At 74.1% G+C, this 19,168-nt stretch carries 19 protein-coding genes and 1 tRNA gene; 15 read left to right on the forward strand and 5 right to left on the reverse strand.

Annotated features, from left to right (window positions below; all coding sequences use genetic code 11):
• Positions 1-2 precede the first annotated feature (2 nt).
• On the reverse strand, positions 3-989 hold the full coding sequence (locus IF88_RS0127320) for a hypothetical protein (RefSeq protein ID WP_051837638.1): 987 nt from the start codon (positions 987-989) through the stop codon (positions 3-5).
• A gap of 34 nt (positions 990-1,023) precedes the next feature.
• Positions 1,024-1,560 carry a GNAT family N-acetyltransferase gene (locus IF88_RS0127325; RefSeq protein WP_037807215.1) on the reverse strand — a complete coding sequence of 179 codons (537 nt, stop codon included), beginning with the start codon at positions 1,558-1,560 and terminating at the stop codon, positions 1,024-1,026.
• A gap of 420 nt (positions 1,561-1,980) precedes the next feature.
• Between IF88_RS0127325 and IF88_RS0127330 the strand changes: the two genes are divergently transcribed.
• From IF88_RS0127330 to IF88_RS0127340, 3 genes are read left to right on the forward strand one after another with little or no spacing between them, the layout of a single operon-like run.
• Positions 1,981-2,175 (forward strand): hypothetical protein, encoded by a 195-nt coding sequence (locus IF88_RS0127330; protein ID WP_030718010.1) that lies wholly within the window; start codon positions 1,981-1,983, stop codon positions 2,173-2,175.
• 9 nt (positions 2,176-2,184) lie between these two features.
• Positions 2,185-2,511: a hypothetical protein gene (locus IF88_RS0127335; protein WP_030718013.1), complete on the forward strand. Its 327-nt coding sequence runs from the start codon at positions 2,185-2,187 to the stop codon at positions 2,509-2,511.
• Positions 2,512-2,542: 31 nt separating this feature from the next.
• Entirely contained in the window at positions 2,543-3,469 is a 927-nt protein-coding gene (locus IF88_RS0127340) for a YDG/SRA domain-containing protein (RefSeq protein WP_030718016.1), read from the forward strand.
• Positions 3,470-3,506: 37 nt separating this feature from the next.
• Here the strand turns inward: IF88_RS0127340 and IF88_RS0127345 are convergent, their stop codons facing one another.
• Positions 3,507-4,502, reverse strand: coding sequence for an SEC-C domain-containing protein (locus IF88_RS0127345; protein WP_030718021.1), 996 nt, complete (start codon positions 4,500-4,502; stop codon positions 3,507-3,509).
• 56 nt (positions 4,503-4,558) lie between these two features.
• On the opposite strand from IF88_RS0127345, the gene IF88_RS0127350 reads away from it, so the two are divergent.
• From IF88_RS0127350 to IF88_RS0127365, 4 genes are all read left to right on the forward strand, one after another.
• A complete protein-coding gene (locus tag IF88_RS0127350) occupies positions 4,559-5,386 on the forward strand; it encodes a class E sortase (protein WP_234323721.1) in 828 nt (275 codons plus the stop codon).
• A 127-nt stretch (positions 5,387-5,513) separates the two neighbouring features.
• Positions 5,514-5,831 (forward strand): DUF6412 domain-containing protein, encoded by a 318-nt coding sequence (locus IF88_RS0127355; RefSeq protein ID WP_030718027.1) that lies wholly within the window; start codon positions 5,514-5,516, stop codon positions 5,829-5,831.
• 132 nt (positions 5,832-5,963) lie between these two features.
• Positions 5,964-6,755 (forward strand): YidC/Oxa1 family membrane protein insertase, encoded by a 792-nt coding sequence (locus IF88_RS0127360; RefSeq protein ID WP_051837642.1) that lies wholly within the window; start codon positions 5,964-5,966, stop codon positions 6,753-6,755.
• 197 nt (positions 6,756-6,952) lie between these two features.
• A complete protein-coding gene (locus IF88_RS0127365) occupies positions 6,953-7,810 on the forward strand; it encodes a fumarylacetoacetate hydrolase family protein (protein WP_030718033.1) in 858 nt (285 codons plus the stop codon).
• Positions 7,811-7,877: 67 nt separating this feature from the next.
• On the opposite strand, the gene IF88_RS0127370 is transcribed toward IF88_RS0127365, so the two are convergent.
• Positions 7,878-8,990: a Gfo/Idh/MocA family oxidoreductase gene (locus IF88_RS0127370; RefSeq protein WP_030718036.1), complete on the reverse strand. Its 1,113-nt coding sequence runs from the start codon at positions 8,988-8,990 to the stop codon at positions 7,878-7,880.
• A gap of 127 nt (positions 8,991-9,117) precedes the next feature.
• Between IF88_RS0127370 and IF88_RS0127375 the strand changes: the two genes are divergently transcribed.
• The 6 genes from IF88_RS0127375 (at position 9,118) to IF88_RS0127400 (ending at position 14,808) form a co-directional block, all read left to right on the forward strand.
• Positions 9,118-10,251, forward strand: a complete 1,134-nt coding sequence (locus IF88_RS0127375) for an ROK family transcriptional regulator (RefSeq protein ID WP_078893186.1) — start codon at positions 9,118-9,120, stop codon at positions 10,249-10,251.
• A gap of 446 nt (positions 10,252-10,697) precedes the next feature.
• Positions 10,698-11,438, forward strand: a complete 741-nt coding sequence (locus IF88_RS0127380) for a hypothetical protein (protein ID WP_051837646.1) — start codon at positions 10,698-10,700, stop codon at positions 11,436-11,438.
• Between the two features lie 238 nt (positions 11,439-11,676).
• The gene (locus tag IF88_RS0127385; protein ID WP_199808143.1) at positions 11,677-12,414 is read left to right on the forward strand and encodes a hypothetical protein; all 738 of its coding nucleotides are present in this window, start codon (positions 11,677-11,679) and stop codon (positions 12,412-12,414) included.
• Between the two features lie 122 nt (positions 12,415-12,536).
• Positions 12,537-13,316 carry an HAD-IIA family hydrolase gene (locus IF88_RS0127390; protein WP_030718049.1) on the forward strand — a complete coding sequence of 260 codons (780 nt, stop codon included), beginning with the start codon at positions 12,537-12,539 and terminating at the stop codon, positions 13,314-13,316.
• A gap of 149 nt (positions 13,317-13,465) precedes the next feature.
• Positions 13,466-14,071, forward strand: coding sequence for a hypothetical protein (locus IF88_RS0127395; protein ID WP_030718052.1), 606 nt, complete (start codon positions 13,466-13,468; stop codon positions 14,069-14,071).
• A gap of 77 nt (positions 14,072-14,148) precedes the next feature.
• Positions 14,149-14,808 carry a class F sortase gene (locus IF88_RS0127400; RefSeq protein ID WP_030718055.1) on the forward strand — a complete coding sequence of 220 codons (660 nt, stop codon included), beginning with the start codon at positions 14,149-14,151 and terminating at the stop codon, positions 14,806-14,808.
• 113 nt (positions 14,809-14,921) lie between these two features.
• Here IF88_RS0127400 and IF88_RS0127405 read toward each other — a convergent pair.
• Positions 14,922-14,995 (reverse strand) — tRNA-Lys (locus IF88_RS0127405).
• A gap of 226 nt (positions 14,996-15,221) precedes the next feature.
• Here IF88_RS0127405 and IF88_RS0127410 point away from each other — a divergent pair.
• Together IF88_RS0127410 and IF88_RS49135 are read left to right on the forward strand one after the other, a co-directional pair.
• Positions 15,222-16,568, forward strand: coding sequence for a peptidoglycan-binding protein (locus IF88_RS0127410; RefSeq protein WP_030718058.1), 1,347 nt, complete (start codon positions 15,222-15,224; stop codon positions 16,566-16,568).
• A 764-nt stretch (positions 16,569-17,332) separates the two neighbouring features.
• Positions 17,333-19,159: an SPFH domain-containing protein gene (locus IF88_RS49135; protein WP_267884533.1), complete on the forward strand. Its 1,827-nt coding sequence runs from the start codon at positions 17,333-17,335 to the stop codon at positions 19,157-19,159.
• Positions 19,160-19,168 lie beyond the last annotated feature (9 nt).

Below are 19,168 nucleotides of genomic sequence, written 5' to 3' on the forward strand. Positions count from 1 at the left end.
CGCTACGGGAGCGGCAGCTCCAGCTGGGCGTGCCCGCGGGCGGTGACGCCCGGCGGCGCGGGGCGGGCCGCGCCCAGGGCGAGGAGGGCGCGCAGGGCGCCGATCACGTCCACCGGCCGGTCCCGGAGGATCGCCGGGGTGGTACTGGCGACCAGGACGCCGTGGGACTCCAGGCGCAGCCGGCGGTGCAGCGTGGCCTGCCAGGCGTCGCGCGTGTAGTGGTACTCCGCGGAGTCGACCTCCAGTGCCACGCCCTCCTCGGGCCAGTACGCGTCCGGTGTGGCGAGGAACGTGCCGTCGGGCGCGTAGAGGCGGGCGTTCCACAGCGGTGCCGGCAGGTCCGTGGCCGACAGGGTGTCGCGGGCGCGGCCCTCGGCGATCGAGCGGACCCCGGCGAGCAGTTCCGCGGCGGCGGCGCGGACGGCGGGGCGGTGCCGGACGCGGCCGGCGCGCAGTTCGGCGTGCAGGTCGTGGGGGTGGCACCAGCCGCCCTGGACGACGTTCGCGAGGACGGAGCGCACCAGGTCGGGGTCGTCCGTGCGGGCCGCGAAGTCGGCGGCGGCCCGGACCGGGCGGGCGCTGGGGACGCCGTGGATGTGGATGGTCGCGGGCCAGCGGGCGGTCGGGGCGGGCCGGACGCGGCCGGTGGCCGTCACCGTGCGCGGGGAGCGTACGAGGACGTGGAGCGGGTCGGGCGGGGCGCCGCGGATGCCGAGGAGTGCGAGTGCGGCGCCGCCGGTGAGGGCGGCGGTCGCCCCGGACAGCGGGTCCGCGGCGGGCGCGGCGGCGTACAGGACGGCGGACAGCGCGTGCTGCCGGGCGTCCGGCGGGCCGGTCTGCAGGAGGTACACGCGTGGCAGGAGCCGCTGCCAGGGCCCTGCGCGGCGGCTGCGGCCGCTGATGGTGGCGGCCGGGATCCCGGCCCGCCTGAGCTGGTGGTGGGTGGCCATGTTGAGCTGGCGCTGGGCGACGGCGACGCGTGTGATCATGCCCGGGGTATGCCCGGTGGGGTGCGGGCGACGCTCAGGCCGAAGGGTGGTTCGGGGCGAGGAAGACGACGACGCCGTTCTCCGTTCCGGGCAGCGGGGTGACCTCGTGCCAGCCGAGCCGGCGGTAGGTGGCGACGGTGTCGGTGGCCATGCGTGCGGTGAGGAGCCAGGCGCGGGCGTCCGGGGCGTCGGCGGTGATCTCGGCGAGGAGGGCGCGGCCGGTGCCGTGGCCGCGGGCGTGCGGGCGTACGGCGAGCTCGTCGATCTCCAGGGCGCCGATGAGGAGTTCCCGTACGCGCGGTCGGCCGAGCTGTGCGGTGACCTGTCCGTAGGCCCGGTCGGTGGGGAAGGTCCTGGGGGTCAGCCAGGCGGTGGCGAATCCGTCGATGCCGACGGCCGACTGGGCGAAGGCGGTACGGAACCCCGTGCGGCGGCTGTCGGCCTGGAGCCGGGCGGCGAACTGGCGAATGGTTTCTTCGCCTTCGTTCCACGGCGGAGCGGAGAAGACCTCGCTGTAGGCGTCGGCGAGTTCGTCCGACAGGTCCAGGACGGCCCGTCCATAACAGATCACGTTTGCAGCTCCTTGGGCCGGCTTGGGCGGCTTCGGTCGTATCGCCCCTCTCAGAGAGTGAATCTACGCCGGGAAGGTTCCCTGGAGAGCAGGTGCACGGATCCGGAGGGTGTGCGACAAATCCGACTTCCGTACGGTGTCGCGGACGGCCCGTATCGGAGGCGTACGGGCGGACGTTGAACGGGTGGAGCGCGAAGCCGAACGCATCGCACGACCCGCAGGAACCGCAGGAACAGCACGACTCGCAGACCCGCAGACCCGCAGACCCGCAGGACCGTACGACTCGCAGACCCGCAGGACCCGTACGACTCGCAGACCCGCAGGCCCCGCAGGACCCGCAGACCCGCAGGACCCCAGGACCCGGACCACCCGTACGACCCGCAGGACCCGTACGACTCGCATGACACCCCGGAGCCCAGCGTGCCGACGAACACCCTCATCACCCGCCTCCTGGTCGCTCTCGGGGGCTGCGCCGTGGCGTTCTTCATCATCCTGGGGGTGATGGCGGTGCTCCCCCGCGCCGTTCAGGACTCCCTCCCGCCCGGTGTCCTCGGCGGAGCCGTCGTGGTGCTGGGGGTGGCGGCCGCGCGCCGCTTCACCCGGCGGGCGCGTTAGCCTCGACCGATGACGTCCGAACGGCCGGAGGCCCCCACCATGGCGCAGATCCCCACCTCACTCGTGGCCGCAGCCGGCCTCGTCGGCGGCTACGCCGCCGCCCGCTGGACCGGCAGGCGCCCCCTCGGCGGCGTGGTCCTCGCGGCCGCCGGCACCGTCGCCGCCCGCGAATGGCACCGCCGCACGACCCCGACGACGACGGCCCTCCTCGGCGCGGCCTACATCGCCGCCTTCGCGGCCTCCCACCCCTTGGCCAAGAAGATCGGCCCCTGGCCCGCCGTCTTCACCGCCGCCACCACAATGGCCGCAGCCGCCTACACCACGGCCGACCGCTGACCCGCCATTGATCCTTTGGCATGATGCGCGCATGACTGCGCCTTCAAGATCCGTTGCGTTCGGTACCCCTGACGGTGTGGCTGAGGGGGACTGGTTCAAAGGGCACGTAGAGCTCCACGCCCACGGAGTCCATCGCTTCAGCGGCCGCGGAATCGCGGGCACCGAGAAGACGGGCGCCGACTCCATCGTGCTCTCCGGTGGGTACATAGACGATCGCGATGAAGGCGACGTGATCGTCTATACGGGCGAAGGGGGCCGCGACCGGGACTCGGGGCGGATGGTCGCCGATCAGTCCCTTGGGGAGCGGGGCAACGCTGCGCTGGTCGTATCCCAGGCCATGGGACATCCCGTACGAGTGATCGAAGGCCTCGGGGTCACCCGCGGCAAGCGCCGCCGAGCAACCCAGGGATACCGCTATCGCGGGCTGTTCAGGGTGGCCGACCACTGGCTGACGGTCGGACAGGAAGGCTTCGTCATCTGCCAGTTCCAGCTGCTCAAGATCGAGCCTGGGCAGCTGCCGACCCCTCAACCGGTGGACCCGTTGGGCTGCGCTGAGACGCCCTTCGAGGAGCAGGCCCGGCGCTACATCTCGCAGGACCGATTGGTGCGGGACTCCACGGTCGTGCGCGCGGTGAAGAAGATGTACGACAACACCTGCCAGATATGTCGCGCGCGGCTGATCGTTTCCCTGGAAGGTGAGGCGTACAGCGAAGCAGCGCACATACAGGCCGTCGGAAAGCCGCACTTGGGCCAGGACAGGATCGAAAACGTACTGTGCCTGTGCCCCAACTGCCACGCGTTGTTCGACCGAGGCGCACTGCAGCTGACGGACGAACTCGACGTGATCGACGGAATCACCGGTCGGTTCCGCGCGGCGCTTGCGCAAGCCAAGGGGCACAACATAGGCATCGAGTTTGCGCGCAAGCACCGCGAGCGGTGGGCGAACCGGCTCCCCTAGGGGGTGGGAGCGTGGTGGCTGCCGCCCCCGGGGCTCTTCAGCCCCCGTGGCATTCCGCGTACGGCTTGCCCGACGTGCACCAGCAGGGGTTGGTGGGGGTGGGGGGCCAGGGGGTGGCTTTGCCGCGGGCGGCGAGGGTGGTGGCGTATTCGGCCAGGAGGGACGGGGAGGCCGGGGAGGTCTTCTCGGAGGCCGCGAAGGCCTCGTAGGAGGGGACGCTCGCGGTGACGATGCCGAGGTTCGTGGTGCCCGAGGCGGCCAGGGCGCGCAGCGAGGTCTCGATCTCCCTCAGGTGGGCCTCGTGCGAGGCGTACTCCGTGGCGAGGGTGGGGTACGAGGTGACGAGCTCGGCCAGTTCGCGTGCGGGCCAGTGGAGGATCGCCACCGGGAACGGGCGGGAGAGGGCCGCGCGGCGGTCGCCCAGTTCGGCGCGCAGGCGGGCGATCTCGGCGCGCAGTTCGGCGGGGTCGTCGGAGCCGAGCGCCCAGATGCGCTTCGGGTCGTGGAGCTCGTCCAGGGGGATCGGGCCGATGTGACGGGTGTCGGCGACCATGTCCCAGTCGTCGTGCGTGCGCCCGAGGAGGCGGCGTACCCGGTGGCGACCCGTCAGGAGGGCGGTGGTGGCCTGGGTGAGCGGGTCGTCCTCCGTGATGAGGAGGGTCGCCGCTTCGGTGAAGCACTCGTGCGAGGCCTCCAACTCGTCGTGGGCCTCCAGGGCTTCCGCGATGACCTCCCACGGCGCCGGGTCCTTGGGTGAGGCGGCGCGGATGCCCGAGATGAGGGCGCGGGCCTCCGGCTCGTGGCCGTACTCCCAGAGGTTCGCCGCCTGCAGGGCCTTGATCAGATGGGGGTCGGAAGGGGAGGAGGAGAGGAGTTGGTCGTAGAGGGCGCTCGCCCGGTCGCGTGCGTCGGCCAGTTCGAGGTGGGCCGCGGCCTGGAGGAGCAAGGGCTCCTGGTCCTCGGGGTAGCGGGTCGCCGTGCGGATGAGGCGCTCGGCTTCGGCGATGTGCTCGGCAGGCGTGTCGGGGCGCATGGTTCACACCGTACTGCCGCTGGTCAGTTGACGGGGGAGGACTTAAGGTGCCGCCCGTGCGGGATCACATACCGGTGGTGGTTCAGGGGAGTGGTCGGCGGGCGCGCCGGGCCGGTCTCGTGGGGGTGCTGTGGGCCGCCGCCGAGCTGACCGTCACCGTGGGCGTGGTGGTGTTGTTGCTGGTGGTGCACCAGGTGTGGTGGACCAACCGGCAGGCCGCGGCCGCCGCGCAGGACCGGGTCCAGGCCCTGGAGCGGGCCTGGGGGCAGGATCCCGCACCTGGCGCACCTGGCGCACCTGGCGCACCTGGCCCGTCTGGCGCACCTGATCTTCCGGAGCCGGCCGTGACCGTTCCCGTAGCTGGACCTGAACCCGTCCCCGCCGAGACGGCCGGGCTCGGGGCCGGGCCGTCCCGGTCCGCCCGGCCCGCCGTCGCGCAGCGGGACCGGGCGTACGCCGTCCTGCGCATCCCGCGCCTGGGGCTCGTCGTCCCCGTCGCGCAGGGGATCGACAAGCGGGCCGTCCTCGACAAGGGCTACGTCGGGCAGTACCCCGGGACCGCCGGGCCCGGGGAACGGGGGAACCTCGCGCTGGCCGGCCACCGGAACACCCACGGCGAGCCCTTCCGGTACATCAACCGGCTGCGGGCGGGCGACGAGCTGATCGTCGAGGTACGGGGGCGCAGGTTCACCTACGTGGTCGGGAGGACGCTGGGCGAGACGACCGAGCGGGACACCGGTGTGATCGCGCCCGTGCCGCGGAGCGTGGTGAAGCCGGACCAGGGATATGCCGAGCCCGGCGCGTACATCACCCTCACCACCTGCACGCCCGAGTACAGCTCCAAGTACCGGCTGGTGGTCTGGGGGACCCTGAAGCCCTCCTGACCCGCAAGCCGGCCCTCCTGACCCTCAGGTCCTCCCTGCCCGGTTCCGTTGTCAGCGGGGCCCGTTACCATCGAACGCGTACGTGAACGCGCGTGCCGGAGTCCGGAGTGGAGAGGGGGAGGTCCGTATGGCCAACGTGTTCGCCCGGGCCTCGCGAGCCCTCGCCGTGCTGCTCCCTCTCGTGCTGCTCGGGGGAGTCCTCGGGCTGTTCGCCGGCGAGAGCGGGCTGGGCGCCGTCGTGGTCGCCCTCGCGGCCACCGTCGCCGTGGGCACCGAGGCCCTGGCCGCCGCCACACGGCTCGTGCGGCCCGTGCCGCCGCACCGCATACGCACCGCGATACGTGATCGCGAGCAGCGCACGGCGTTCCTGCCGCAGCGTGATCCCGACGCCTCGGGCCGGTCCCGGCCCAGGGCACCCGGCCGCGCCCTCCTGACGGCCGCGTAGGGGCGCGCAGTACATCCTGTTGTCGTGCTTGTTCTCGCCTTCTGCTGACTGATCACTGTTGTCGCCCCTCGCGGGTCGTCACGCCGAAATGCATGTCTTTCGACGTTCGACGAGACCCTTCGGAGGGCCCACGTGTCCGTTTTCACCCACCTTGTTGCTGAGCTGGGCCGGCTTCTGGAGCCGGTACTGGCCCAGTCCGCGACCGCCGCCGCGATCGTGCTGTTCACCGTGCTCGTACGGCTCGCCCTGCACCCGCTGAGCCGGGCCGCCTTCCGCGGGGCGACGCCGGCGGCGGGGTGCCTGCCGCTGCTGCTCCAGCTGCCCGTGTTCTTCGTGATGTACCAGGCGTTCTCCTCCTCGAAGGTCGGCGGCGAGGCCAACGAGCTGCTCGGACACCGGCTCTTCGCCGCGCCGCTGGGCTCCCGGTGGACCGAGGCGCTGGGGGAGGGCGGCCCGTTCGGGGCGCAGGGGCTGGTGTTCCTCGGGCTGTTCGCGGCGATTGCGGTGGTCGCCGCCTGGAGCGCGGTACGGGGCCGCAAGGCGGCGGCCGTGGCCGCTGCTTCCGCTGCCGCTGCTTCCGCTGCCGCCGCCGCGGCACCGGCCGGCCGCGGCAAGGCCAAGCCGGGGGCGGCGAAGGCCAAGGCGGGCGCCAAGCCTGGCGCCAAGCCTGGCGCCAAGCCCGGGGTCGTGGCCGAGGTGACCGCCGAGCAGCAGGAGGTCATGCGCAAGCTGGGCGGCGTACTGCCCCTGCTCTCGTTCGGGACGCTGATCACGGCCGCCGTGGTGCCGCTGGCCGCTGGGCTGTACCTGCTGACCACCACCGCGTGGTCGGTGGCGGAGCGGATCTGGCTGCAGCACCGCAAGGAGCGGGCCGAGCGCGCGGAAAAGGCGGGCCAGGCGGAACAGGTGGCACAGCTGGCGTAGGCGGCGTAGGCGGCCTGGGCGGAGCAGGTGGAGCGGGTGGCGACGGCCGGCGGAGTAGGGCGTTCCAGTCCGTGAACAGGGTCTTGCGGATGGGGCGGACTTCTTGGAGGATCAACCAATCCTCCGATGGCCGCAACCCATCGGCCGGCCCGTGGCACGCCCATGGGCCGACCACCCACGACCACGGGAGAATGCCCATGAAGCTGCTGCGTGTCGGACCCGTCGGGTCGGAACGCCCCGCGCTGCTCGACCAGGACGGGACCCTGCGTGACCTGTCCGGCCTGATCACGGATGTGGACGGCGGCCTGCTGGCCGACGACTCCGTGCTGTCCCGGGTACGGGACGCGGCCGAGTCCGGTGAGCTTCCGGTCCTGGGCGCCGAAGGGCTCCGGATCGGTGCGCCGGTCGGCCGCGTCGGCAAGGTCGTGGGCATCGGCCTGAACTACTTCGGGCACGCGGCCGAGATCGGCGCGGAGCCGCCGGCCGAGCCGATCCTGTTCCTGAAGGCCCCGGACACCGTGGTCGGCCCGGACGACACCGTGCTGATCCCGCGCGGCAGCGTGAAGACCGACTGGGAGGCCGAGCTCGGCGTCGTCATCGGCAGCACCGCCCGCTACCTGTCCTCCGCCGAGGAGGGCCTGGCCCACGTGGGCGGCTACGTGCTGGTCAACGACGTCTCGGAGCGCGAGTTCCAGATCGAGCGCGGCGGCACCTGGGACAAGGGCAAGAACTGCGAGACCTTCACCCCGCTCGGCCCCTGGCTGGTCACCGCCGACGAGGTCCCGGACCCGCAGGTCCTGGACGTGAAGCTGTGGGTCAACGGCGAGCTGAAGCAGGACGGCAACACCTCGGACCAGATCTTCCCGGTGGGCGAGGTCGTCCGGTACCTGAGCCAGTTCATGACCCTCTACCCCGGCGACGTCATCGTCACGGGTACGCCGGGCGGCGTGGCCATGGGCCAGCCGGAGCCGAAGCCGTACCTGCGCGCCGGTGACGTCGTCGAGGTGGAGATCGAGGGCCTGGGCCGTCAGCGCCAGGAGTTCAAGAGCGCCTAGGAACACCCGAAAGGGGGGCGGGACTGCCATCGGCGGTCCCGCCCCCCTTTCGTACGCGCGCGGTCTTTCACTCCGAACCGGTCGGTGCGGCGGGAATCTCCACCACCACGCCCTCGCGGGACGACTTGCGCGCCGCCTCCAGTACGTCGAGGCAGTGCGCGGCCTCGTGCGCCGTGACCGGGGCCGGCCCGCCCGTGCGCAGGGCGGCCGCCACCGCCGCGTAGTACGCCGGGTAGTCGCCCGGCTCGGTCGGCAGCGGGGTCCCGCCGCCGGTCAGCGGGGACTCCCCGGAACCCACCCGCCCCCACAGGTGCGGGGGCTCCTCTCCCCACGGCGTCTCGCCGTCCGGCCGCAGCCCCTCACGCAGGGCGCCTTCCTGCGGGTCGAGTCCGTACTTCACGTAGCCGGCCCGCGAACCGAGCACCCGGAACCGCGGTCCCAGCTGGGCGGCGGTCGCGCTGACGTAAAAGTGGGAGCGGACCCCGTTCGCGTGCGTGACGGCGATGAAGGTGTCGTCGTCGGTCTCGGCTCCCGGGCGGCGCGCGTCGGTCTCCGCGTAGACCCGTACGGCCGGACCGAAGAGCACGAGCGCCTGGTCCACGACGTGGCTGCCGAGGTCGTACAGCAGGCCGCCGATCTCCTCCGGGGCGCCCGACTCGCGCCAGCCGCCCTTCAGCTGCGGGCGCCAGCGCTCGAAACGGGACTCGAAGCGCTGGACCTCACCGAGCTCGCCCTCCACGAGGAGGCGCTGCAGCGTGAGGAAGTCGTTGTCCCAGCGGCGGTTCTGGAAGACGGAGAGGAAGGTCCCGCTGCGGTCCGCGAGGGCGGCCAGCGCGCGGGCCTCGGCGGCGGTGGCGGCGAGCGGCTTGTCCACGACCACCGGGATCCCGGCTTCGAGGGCGGTGGTGGCGAGCGGGACGTGCGTCCGGTTGGGGGAGGCGACCACGACGAGGTCGAGGTCCCGGTCCCACAGTTCGTCGGCGGTGGCGGCGATGCGGACGTCGGGGAACTCCGCGCGGGCCTGGGCCTGGCGGGTCGGATCGGAGGTGACGACGGTGTCGAGGACGAGTCCGTCCGTGGCGGCCACGAGGGGGGCGTGGAAGACGGAACCGGCGAGTCCATAGCCGATGAGGCCGACGCGGAGGGGTGCGGGGGAGGAGGGGGAAGCGGGGTTGCTCATGGCACCACTTTGGCAACAGTGTTGCTGAAGTGCAAGGAAGGTGGACAATGGACTCGTGAACAGGGGTAGCGGTGACGAACGCGGCGGGGTGAACCTGCCGGCGCTGCGCGGGTACAACGAGGCGCTGATGCTGGACCTGCTGCGCGGCGCCGGCCCGGCGGGCCTGGGCCGCGCCGAGCTCGCGGCCCGTACGGGACTCACCCCGCAGGCCGTCAGCAAGATCACGGCCCGGCTCGGCGCGGACGGGCTGATCGCCGAGGCCGGGCGAGCCGCGTCCACCGGCGGCAAACCGCGCACCCTGCTCCGGCTGGTGCCGGACGTGCATCACGCCGTCGGAGTGCACCTGGACCGGGACGAGCTCCGAGCGGTACGGGTCGACCTGGCGGGCCGCGTCGTCGCCGAGGGCGCCGGCCCGCTGGACTTCGGGGCCGGCCCGGAATCGGCGGTGGAGGCGGTCGTACGGGCGGTCGCGCGGGTCGGAGACCCGACCGGGCTGCCGCCCCTGGGCGTCGGGGTGGCCGCACCGGGGCCACTCGACCACCGGGCCGGGACGATGGGGCGGGTGACGGGGTTCCCGAGCTGGAAGGGCTTTCCACTGCGAGGGGTGCTGCAGGGGCGGCTGGGTCTGCCGGTGCTGCTGGACAAGGACACGAACGCCGGTGCGGCCGCGGCGGCCGGGGCGTGGCTCCGGGCCGCCTGGCCGGATGCGGATGTGGATGCGGCTTCGAACGTGGATGTGGATGCCTGGCGGGACGTGGCTGCCGGGCGTGTCGCCGATGCCGCGCCGGGTGCGCATGCGTATCCGTTTGCCGGCGGTGGACCCCGCACCTGCGTGTACCTGCACGTCGGGACCGGGCTCGGCGCGGGGTTGTGGCTGGGCGGCGAGGTCTATCGTGGTGAGCGCTCGGCGGCGGGGGAGTTCGGGCACCAGGTACTCATGCTGGACGGCCCGCCGTGCCGGTGCGGGGCACGCGGTTGCGTGGAGGCGCTGTGCCTGGGGGCGGTGGCCCGGGGTGATCTTCCCGAGGCGGCGCGGATCCTGGGGGAGGGGGCGGCGAACCTGGTCGCACTGCTGGACGTCGACCAGGTGCTGCTCGGTGGGCGGGTGGTGGCGGGTGCGCCGGGGGTGTTCCTGGAGGGGATCCGGTCGGTGCTGGCCCTCCGGGGGTGGGGGGCGGAGGTTCTCGTCGCGCTCGCGGAGGTGGGGGTGGCGGAGGGGGCCGCGGAGCTGGTGCTGGGCCGGGTGTTCGGGCGCGGCTAGCCTTGCCGCCTGCGGCTCGGCTCCGCCGCCTGTGGCTTGGGCCGGGTTTTCTGGCGCCGGCCGGTTGTTGCCGAGGCCAAAGATCGGGGCTCCGCCCCGGACCCCGCGCCTCAAACGCCGGCGGGGCTGGGTTTGATGCGGCGGGGCTGGAGTTGTGCGGCGAGGCTGGTTTGGTGCGGCGGGGCCTGCTCGGGTGGGGGCCGGTTCCGGCGGGGCCGGGCGCGCGCCGGGGCGTCTCCTCGGGCGCCGAACGTGACGAGGGGTCGGAGAGCTGGGCGGAAGTGCGTTCGGCGCCCTGCGGGGATCACCCCATCGGGCGTAAACCGGAACGGCTCAGGCGTGGCGCGTGGGGTGGGGGTCCGCGGGCGTGGCACGGTGCGGGCAGGCCAGGGTGATAGTCACCTGGTCCGATCATCATCCCGTCCGGCGAGCAGCGAAGGTCTTCCATGCGACTGCGCAAAGCCCTTGCCCTCACCGCCGTACTCGTGGCCACCACCGCCCCCACCGCGGCCGCGGACATCGGGACCGGCGGCGGGGCCCGACCCGCACCCGCGCTGCCCTCCCGCGCACAGGCCACCTGCGGCGACGGGAAGAGCACCGCCTTCCCCATCGGTGCGCGCATCCGCGGCGGCCCGGCCGTGTACCGCACCGGCGGCGACCCGCAGACCTGGTACCTGGACCTGACCAACACCACCGACTCCGAGTGCACGGCCATCCACCCCGTCGTCGTCTTCACCGACAAGGCCCGCGCCCTGCGCCCCGCCCACCTGCGGATGGAGTTCGACGCGCCCGGCGGCACGTTTCCCACGACCCTGGAGAGCAGCGACCGCGACGAGATCATCGCCGTCTTCGACGGCGGCGACGCCTTCCCCGGTTTCACCGTCGGCCCCGGCGGGTCCCTGACCGTCAGGGTCGGCCTGGCCTTCGCCCCCGACGCCCCCACCGGCGAGGTCCTCGCCGACGCCGCCCTCGTCCAGCGCAAGGGCGACGACGGTGACTGGATCGGCGAGGCCGGCGGCTACCGCTTCTCCGTCGAGAGCCCGGAGGACCCCGTTGAAGCGGGTTCCCTCGCCCACACCGGCCCGCGCGAGTGGGCGTACGGAGCGGGCGCCGTGGCCGCGCTCGCCACCGGCGGCAGCCTTCTCCTGAGCGCCCGCCGACTCCGGCACCCTGACGACCGCCGCTGATCCGCCCCCGTCCCCACGACCGCCTGCCGATCCCCCTCCCGGCTGCCCGGCCCCGCCGGAACCGGCCCCCACCCGAGCAGGCCCCGCCGCACCAAACCAGCCTCGCCGGCGTTTGAGGCGCGGGGTCCGGGGCGGAGCCCCGATCTTTGGCCCCGGCCACAACAGGCCGCCCCGCCGGCCTAAACCGACCGAGCCCCGACCTTTGGAACAGACCCCGCGCCACCGCCCCGGCTCACCCGTGCTTTCCGCCATTCCCGGGCACGGCCGCATCCCCAAGTCGGGCATCCCGGCCGGCTCGGTCCGCGACGACGTGAAGCTGGTCGACGTGGCCGCGACCGCGCTCGCCCAAGTCGGCGTGAGCGCCCCCGGCATCGACGGGGTCCCGCTGAACGCCCCGGACGACGACCCCTTCGACACCCTGCGCCCGAACCTCCGGGCGCGCGTGGACGAGACGGGCATCCCGGCGGGCGTGAAGGGCTTCACGCACACCCCGCCCGCCGGCTGGTCCGTGGACAACTCCAAGTTGGGCACCGGCGGTGTCACCGAGTGGGCCGGCTGGGCCTTCGCCACCGACGAGTTCTGGAGCCGGTCGCAGCGTGACCAGTGGCGCGAGCTGAACGTCCGCTCCCGTGACGTCTTCGCCGTCGCCGACTCCGACGAGTGGGACGACACGAGCCACACGGGCACCTTCGACTCCACCCTGATCACCCCCAAGTGGGCGGTCACCGGCGGCCGCACCCGCAATCTGACCTTCCAGACCCACTACCGGCAGGAGGCCGGTCAGAGCGCCCAGGTCCTGGTCTCCTACGACGGCGGCGCCCCGACCGTCGTGAAGTCCTACCCCGCCGACGCCGTCGCCAAGGCCGAGTCCCTCGCGCTCCAGGTCCCGGCCGGTGCCACCGACCTCCAGATCCGCTTCCGCTACAGCGGGAACAACAACTGGTACTGGACCGTCGACAACGCCCGGCTGGGCTGAGCGGGCCCCCGCGGTCCGGGCTGTGGACGCCCAGGGCGTCCACAGCCCGGCCCCGATAGGGTGGTACAGACCAGAGGCCAGAGGCCATAGGTCATGGGCCACCGAGAGCGGAGAACAGTCCAGTGGCAGAGCGCAAGCCGATCGAATCCTGGCTCACCGACATGGACGGGGTCCTCATCCACGAGGGCACCCCGATCCCTGGCGCCGATGCCTTCATCAAGCGGCTGCGCGAGTCCGGCAAGCCCTTCCTGGTCCTGACCAACAACTCGATCTACACCCCGCGCGACCTCCAGGCCCGCCTGTCCCGCATGGGTCTGGACGTGCCCGTCGAGAACATCTGGACCTCCGCGCTGGCCACCGCGAAGTTCCTCGACGACCAGCGCCCGGGCGGCACCGCGTACGTCATCGGCGAGGCCGGTCTGACCACCGCCCTGCACGACATCGGCTACATCCTGACCGACCACGAGCCCGACTACGTGGTCCTCGGCGAGACCCGAACGTACAGCTTCGAGGCCATGACCAAGGCCGTCCGCCTGATCAACGCGGGCGCCCGCTTCATCTGCACCAACCCCGACGAGACCGGCCCCTCCACCGAGGGCCCGCTCCCGGCCACCGGCGCGGTCGCCGCGCTGATCACCAAGGCGACCGGCAAGCAGCCGTACTTCGCCGGCAAGCCCAACCCGCTGATGATGCGCACCGGCCTGAACGCCATCGGCGCGCACTCGGAGACCAGCGCGATGATCGGCGACCGGATGGACACCGACGTGCTGGCCGGGCTGGAGGCGGGCATGCAGACCTTCCTCGTCCTCACTGGCCTGACCTCGGTCGCGGACACCGAGAAGTTCCCGTACCGCCCGACCAAGACGGTTGACTCGATCGCGGACCTGGTCGACCTCGTCTGAGGCGTACGGCCGTACGGCGCGTGCGGCGCGCAGGGCGCGTACGGCCGACAGGGCGTACCCCGTTCGAGGCGTACGGCTGACACGTACGGCGCCGCTCCGGATGCGGAGCGGCGCGCCGCGCGTGAATCTCCTTGACGAGGAGGTTCACCATGCGCAGTGTCCCGAACGCTGTCCGTGCCGCCGCCGTGTCCGTCGCCCTGGCGGCGTTCTCCGCGGTGTCCGCGCCCGTCGCCCTGGCGGGCGAGGAGGACCGCGGTGACCGCGGCAGCATCACGGTCGACCCGGATCCGGCCCACCCCGGAGCGCAGGTCAAACTGCGCGTCAACGGATGTGACGGCACCAGAGGGGCGGCCAAGTCCGCCGTCTTCGTCGCGGACGTCGAGCTCTACGGCCGCGACGGCGGCCGCAGCCCGCTCTACGGCGAGGCGATGATCAGCTCGCACGCCTCGCCCGGCTGGCACTCCATCCGGGTGACGTGCGACGGCCACGACAAGGTCACCGGCTCCGTCCAGATCTCGGAGTACCGCCACCCCACCCACCACGCCTCACCGGTCTGGCCGGTCCACGCGGGCGGCGGCGGCATGTCCGCCGAACTCGCGGAGGCGGGCAAGCCGGCCGCCGCGGCGGCCAAGAAGGACCACGGCGACGGCCCGGGCCTGCCGCACACGGTGATCGGCGCCATCCTGGCCGCCGTCGCCACCCTGGCCGTCGCGGGCCGGGCGCTGGCCCTGCGCCGCCGCCGCAGCGGCGAGTGAGGCGGTCGGCGGATGAGGCGGGCCGATGAGCGGGGGCCGGACGGCGGACGAGCGGGGGCCGGACGAGCGGGGGCCGGATGAGTGAGGCCAGGGTTTCCGGGGGCGGCCGGCTGCTGACCTTCGCCGCCTGGTCCGTGCTGGTGCTCGGCCTGTGGCTGTGGGGCCGCCAGCTCACCGTGGCGCCCGCCCCGCCGGCCGGCCAGGCCGGCGGAGCGGTGGGCCCGGGGCTGCCGGCCGCGCACGCCCCGCTCGCCGCGGCCCTGCCCCAGCGCCTCGACGTGCCCTCCATAGGCATCCAGGCCCCGGTGATCTCCCGGGGCCTGGACAAGGACGGCGCGCTCGAACCGCCCCCGTACGAGAGCCCGGGGACGGTGGGCTGGTGGGGGCGGGGCGCCCAGCCGGGGACGGCCGGGGCGGCGCTGATGGTGGGGCACGTGGACACCCGCTCCAAGCCGGCTGTGTTCTACGGCCTGAGCACGGTCCAACCGGGTGACAAGGTGCGGGTGGTGCGGGCGGACGGATCGGTCGCCGAGTTCACGATCGAGGACGTACGGGTCTACGAGCGCGCGGACTTCGACGCGCACAAGGCGTACGGCCCGCGGGTCCGGGGCCGGGCGGAGCTGAGGCTGGTGACCTGCGGCGGCACCTACGACAAGGCGGCCAAGGAGTACACGGCGAACGTGGTGGTCTCCGCCTACCTGACGGGCGTGGGAGCCCGCCCGGGCACGGCGGTCTGACGGCGGTCTGAGGCGGTCCGGCGGCGGTCCGACCGGCGGTGGCCCGAACGGCAGTCGGACCGGGAACGAAGAAGCCCCCCGCAGCTTTCGCTGCGGGGGGCTTCCTCCGTCTGTGCGCCGCCAGGGACTCGAACCCCGGACCCGCTGATTAAGAGTCAGCTGCTCTAACCAACTGAGCTAGCGGCGCTTGCTGACAGGGAAAACTCTACCCCACCTCCGCGGGTGCTCATGACCAGCCACGCCCGCATTGTCCGATTAACCCATGTTTGAAGGGTCTATCGTGCACGATATGTCTGCGCCGTGCACATCTGATGCTTTATCAGATGCGAGCCCGGGCGACCAGTGGACGAGCAGGGGACGAGCAGGGGAGTGGACGGATCCGCATGACGACGCAGCTTCCGACGCATGTGCAGATGCCGATGCCCGCTTTCGAGGAGTACGAGCCCGCGGGTGACTGTGTGTGCCGGGGATGCGCCCAGCGCCGCCGCTCCCTCGCCCGCGCGCGGGCCATACCCCTGCGTGACGGGGGCCACCCCGCGGTCCGCGGCGCCCGCCGGGTGCTGGTCCTGGCCACGGCCGCGGGAGTGGTCCTGGGTGGTGGAAGCGCGGCCGCGGTGGCCGTGACCACCCCGGCCACCGGCCCGGTGGCCCTGGACGACCCCGGCTCCCCGCAGGGCGGCCGCACCCCGCTGCACGGCCCGGGCGGCCCGGTCGGCCGGCCCGGCGCCCCCGCCAAGCCCGGCGCGGTGAAGCGGATCGACCGCACGACGATCATCACCCGGGCGAAGCTGTGGCTGGACGCGCAGGTCCCGTACAGCATGTCCACGTACTTCACGGACGGCTACCGGCAGGACTGCTCGGGCTACGTCTCCATGGCCTGGAACCTCGGCTCGAACGAGTGGACCGGCAGCCTCGACAAATTCGCCACCAAGATCACCAAAGAGGAGCTGCTGCCGGGGGACATGCTGCTCTTCCACAACCCGGCGGACCCCAACAACGGCTCGCACGTGGTCCTCTTCGGCGGCTGGGTCGACGAGACGCGCACGCACTACGTCGCCTACGAGCAGACGCGCCCCAACACGCGGAAGCTGGCCACGCCCTACGGATACTGGAGCAACGCGGCCAAGTACGTCCCGTACCGGTTCAACGGGGTGACGGGCGGGCTCGTTCCGGAGGTCCCGGGCGTCGTCCCCGAACCTCCGGCGGCGGGCCCGAAGCCGGGCGACGCCAAGACCTTCCCGGGCGCGGACAAGTTCGCCCCGGGCGCCACGAACGACTTCGTGGCGCAGCTGGGCCGGATGCTGATCGAGCGCGGCGCGTACCGCTTCTACCCCAAGGGGGTGGCGGACCGGACGTGGAGCGACCACGACAAGCTCGCCACCCAGGCCTTCCAGCGTGCCCAGGGCTGGTCGGGCGCCGACGCCGACGGCATCCCCGGCGCGCACACCTGGCGCCTGCTCGTCGAGAAGCAGGGCAGCGACATCGCGCCGCTGGTGGGTGCGGCCCCGGGACCGGGCGGCGTACGGGCCTACCCGGGGGCCGCGCTGTTCCGCCCGGGCCAGTCGAACGCGGCCGTCGAGGCCCTCGGTCGGCAGCTGGTCAAGAAGGGCTTCGGCAAGTACTACACATCCGGCCCGGGCCCCCGCTGGGGTGAGGCCGACCGCCGCAACGTCGAGGCGTTCCAGCGCGCACAGGGCTGGCGCGGCGCCTCGGCCAACGGCTACCCGGGCCCGGAAACCTGGCGCCGGCTGTTCGCATGACGGAGGTAACGATGTTCCCCACGCGCACCACCTCAACGACGGGCACCCTCCGCGTACCGCCGACGGCGCGGCCGGCGGTGCCGCAGCCCGCCGCCGTCGTCCCGGCCGGACCCGCCCGAGTCGCGCCCGGGTCCCGCCCGGCGTGGGCAGCCGCCGGGCCGGAGCCCGCCCACACGGCCCCGGCCGCGGATCGCGCGCACCCGGCGCCGGCCCCCGCCGCCCGAGTCGCGCCCGGGTCCCGCCCGGCGTGGGCGGCCGCCGGCCCGGAGCCCGCCCACACGGCCCCGGCCGCGGATCGCGCGCACCCGGCGCCGGCCCCCGCCGCTCAAGCAGGGCCCGGCCGGGGCACGCCGGCCGGGCCCGGGTCCCGCCCGGCACCGGAAGGACCGCGCTCCCACCCGGCGTGGCCGGCCGCGGAGCCGGAGCCGGCGGCACTCGCTCCCGCGGCCGTATCCACGCCCCGCGCGGAGCGCGCGTTCCCGGAGCCGGCCGCCGCCGCGTACGGCGGGCCCGCGCCCGTCTCGCGGACGGCACCGGAAGGGCCGCGCTCCCACCCGGGGTGGGCGACCGAGCTGCGGCCCGCGCCCGCTGCCGCCGCCGGATCCGGGTCCGGCGCCCAGGTCCGCGCGGGACGGACGGCCGAGCCGGAGCCCGTCCCCGGCCCGGACCCCCGTACGGCGTCGGCAGCCGTCGCCCCAGCCGGGCCCGGCCGGGGCGAGCCCGCACCTGTCTCCCGGACGGCATCCGAAGGGCCCCGCTCCCACTTGGCGTGGGCGGCCGCGGAGCCGGAGCCCGTTCGTACGGCCGCACCCGCCCCCGCCGCCCCGTCCCGCCCGGCACCGGCCGCACCGCAGGCACGCCCGGCGTGGGCGGCGGCCGGGCCGGAGCCGGTCCCCGGGCCGGACTTCGCGCAGGTCGCCGTCGCCCACGGCGGGCCCGGCCGCGCCGCGCGGTCCGTGGGGGCGGAGCCCGAGGTCGTCGGAGCGCACGGCTCGGCCGTGGCCGTCGCCGTGCCGCGCCCGGACTCCGGCGTGGCAGCGCAGGCGCCGCGCGAGCACCCGGCGTGGGAGGCGGAGGCCTTGGCCGTGGCCTCCGCCTCGTCCGGCCCGGCCGCAACGGCGGCCGTGGGCGCGCCGCGCGAGGAGGCCGGGGCGGGTGCCCCGGCGGAGACCTCGTTCGGCTGGACCGCGGCCCCGGTGGACCGCTCGGCGCAGGCCGACGAACCGGTGCCGTCGCACGGTCCGGAGGTGCCGGCGGCTCGGGCGCAGTCCGAGTCCGAGTCCGAGCCGGCGGCCGCCGCCGGCCCGGAGATCCCGCACCCGCAGGACGCGGAGGCCCAGGCCGCCGGGGTGGCCACCCTGAGCCTGCGGACCATCAAGCCCGAGCCCGAGCCCGAGCCCAAGCCCGGCCCCGAGCCCGGCCCCGAGCCCGAGCCCGTTGCCGCGTACTCCGGGGTGCCCGGCCCCGGTGCGGCCGAGATCGTCGCCCAGGCCGTGTCGCGCGGCCTGGACAAGCCCCCGGCGGAGGGCGACCGCGAGGACGTCCCCCGCTTCGGGCGGCAACGCGGCACCTCCGTCACCGAGGTGCCGGTGCACCTCCCCTTCCGCGGCGACCCGAAGCCGATGCCGGCGCCCGCCCCCCGGCCCGGCCGGTCCCGGGCCACCCCCCGGCCCGCCCCCGGCCGCCGGGTCCCCCGCGGCGACGACCGGCTGCGGGAGCGCCGCGGCCCGGTGCTGCCCGGCTGGATCGGCGTGGCCGTAGGCGGCATCGCCCTCGCCGGCTGCACCGCCGTGCTCTGGCGGGCCGGGGCCGTCCCCGCCCCCTTCGTGGCCGCCTTCGGCGCGACCCCCCGCGCCTACCACGGCCTGCGCGCCACCCACTGGCCCCCGCTCGCCTTCCTCGGCGTCGTCGCCCTCGTCGCGCTCGGCGGCCTCGGCCGGGCCCGCACCGGCCACGCCTGGGTGCTCACCCTCTTCGGCCGCTACCGCGGCACGGTCCGCCGTACCGGCCTGACCTGGGTCAGCCCCCTCCTGCTGCGCCGCCGGGTCGACGTACGGCTGCGGCACTGGCGCAGCGACCCCATGCCCGCCGTGGACTCCGGCGGCCTCGCCCTCCAGGTCGTCGTGCAGGTCGTCTGGCAGGTCAAGGACACGGCCCGGGCCATGCTCGCCGTCGAGGACCACACGGAGTACCTCGCCGAGCAGGTCGAGTCGGCCATGGCCCGCGTACTGTCCCAGCTCCCAGCCGACGCCTTCCACGAGGACGCGCCGACCCTGCGCGACGCCGAGGCCGTCGGTGACGCGCTGACCCGGATGCTGGCGGCCGAAACCGAGGCCGTCGGGATCGAGGTGTTCTCGGCCCAGCCGACCCGGATCGAGTACGCCGCCGAGGTCGCCGAGGCCATGCGCCGCCGCCGGGTCGCGGCGATCGACGCCAAGCACCGGGACACCGTGCTGACCTCGGTCGTGGACGCGGTCGACGACACCGTGCACCGGCTGACCTCGCGCGGGCTGGTCGAGCTCGACGACTACGAGCGCAAGGCCCTGGTGAAGGACCTCACGGTCGCCTTCTACACGGGGCGCTCGGAGTAGCACCCCGGG

It is taken from the genome of Streptomyces sp. NRRL F-2580 (assembly GCF_000720115.1).
GTDB lineage: Bacteria > Actinomycetota > Actinomycetes > Streptomycetales > Streptomycetaceae > Streptomyces.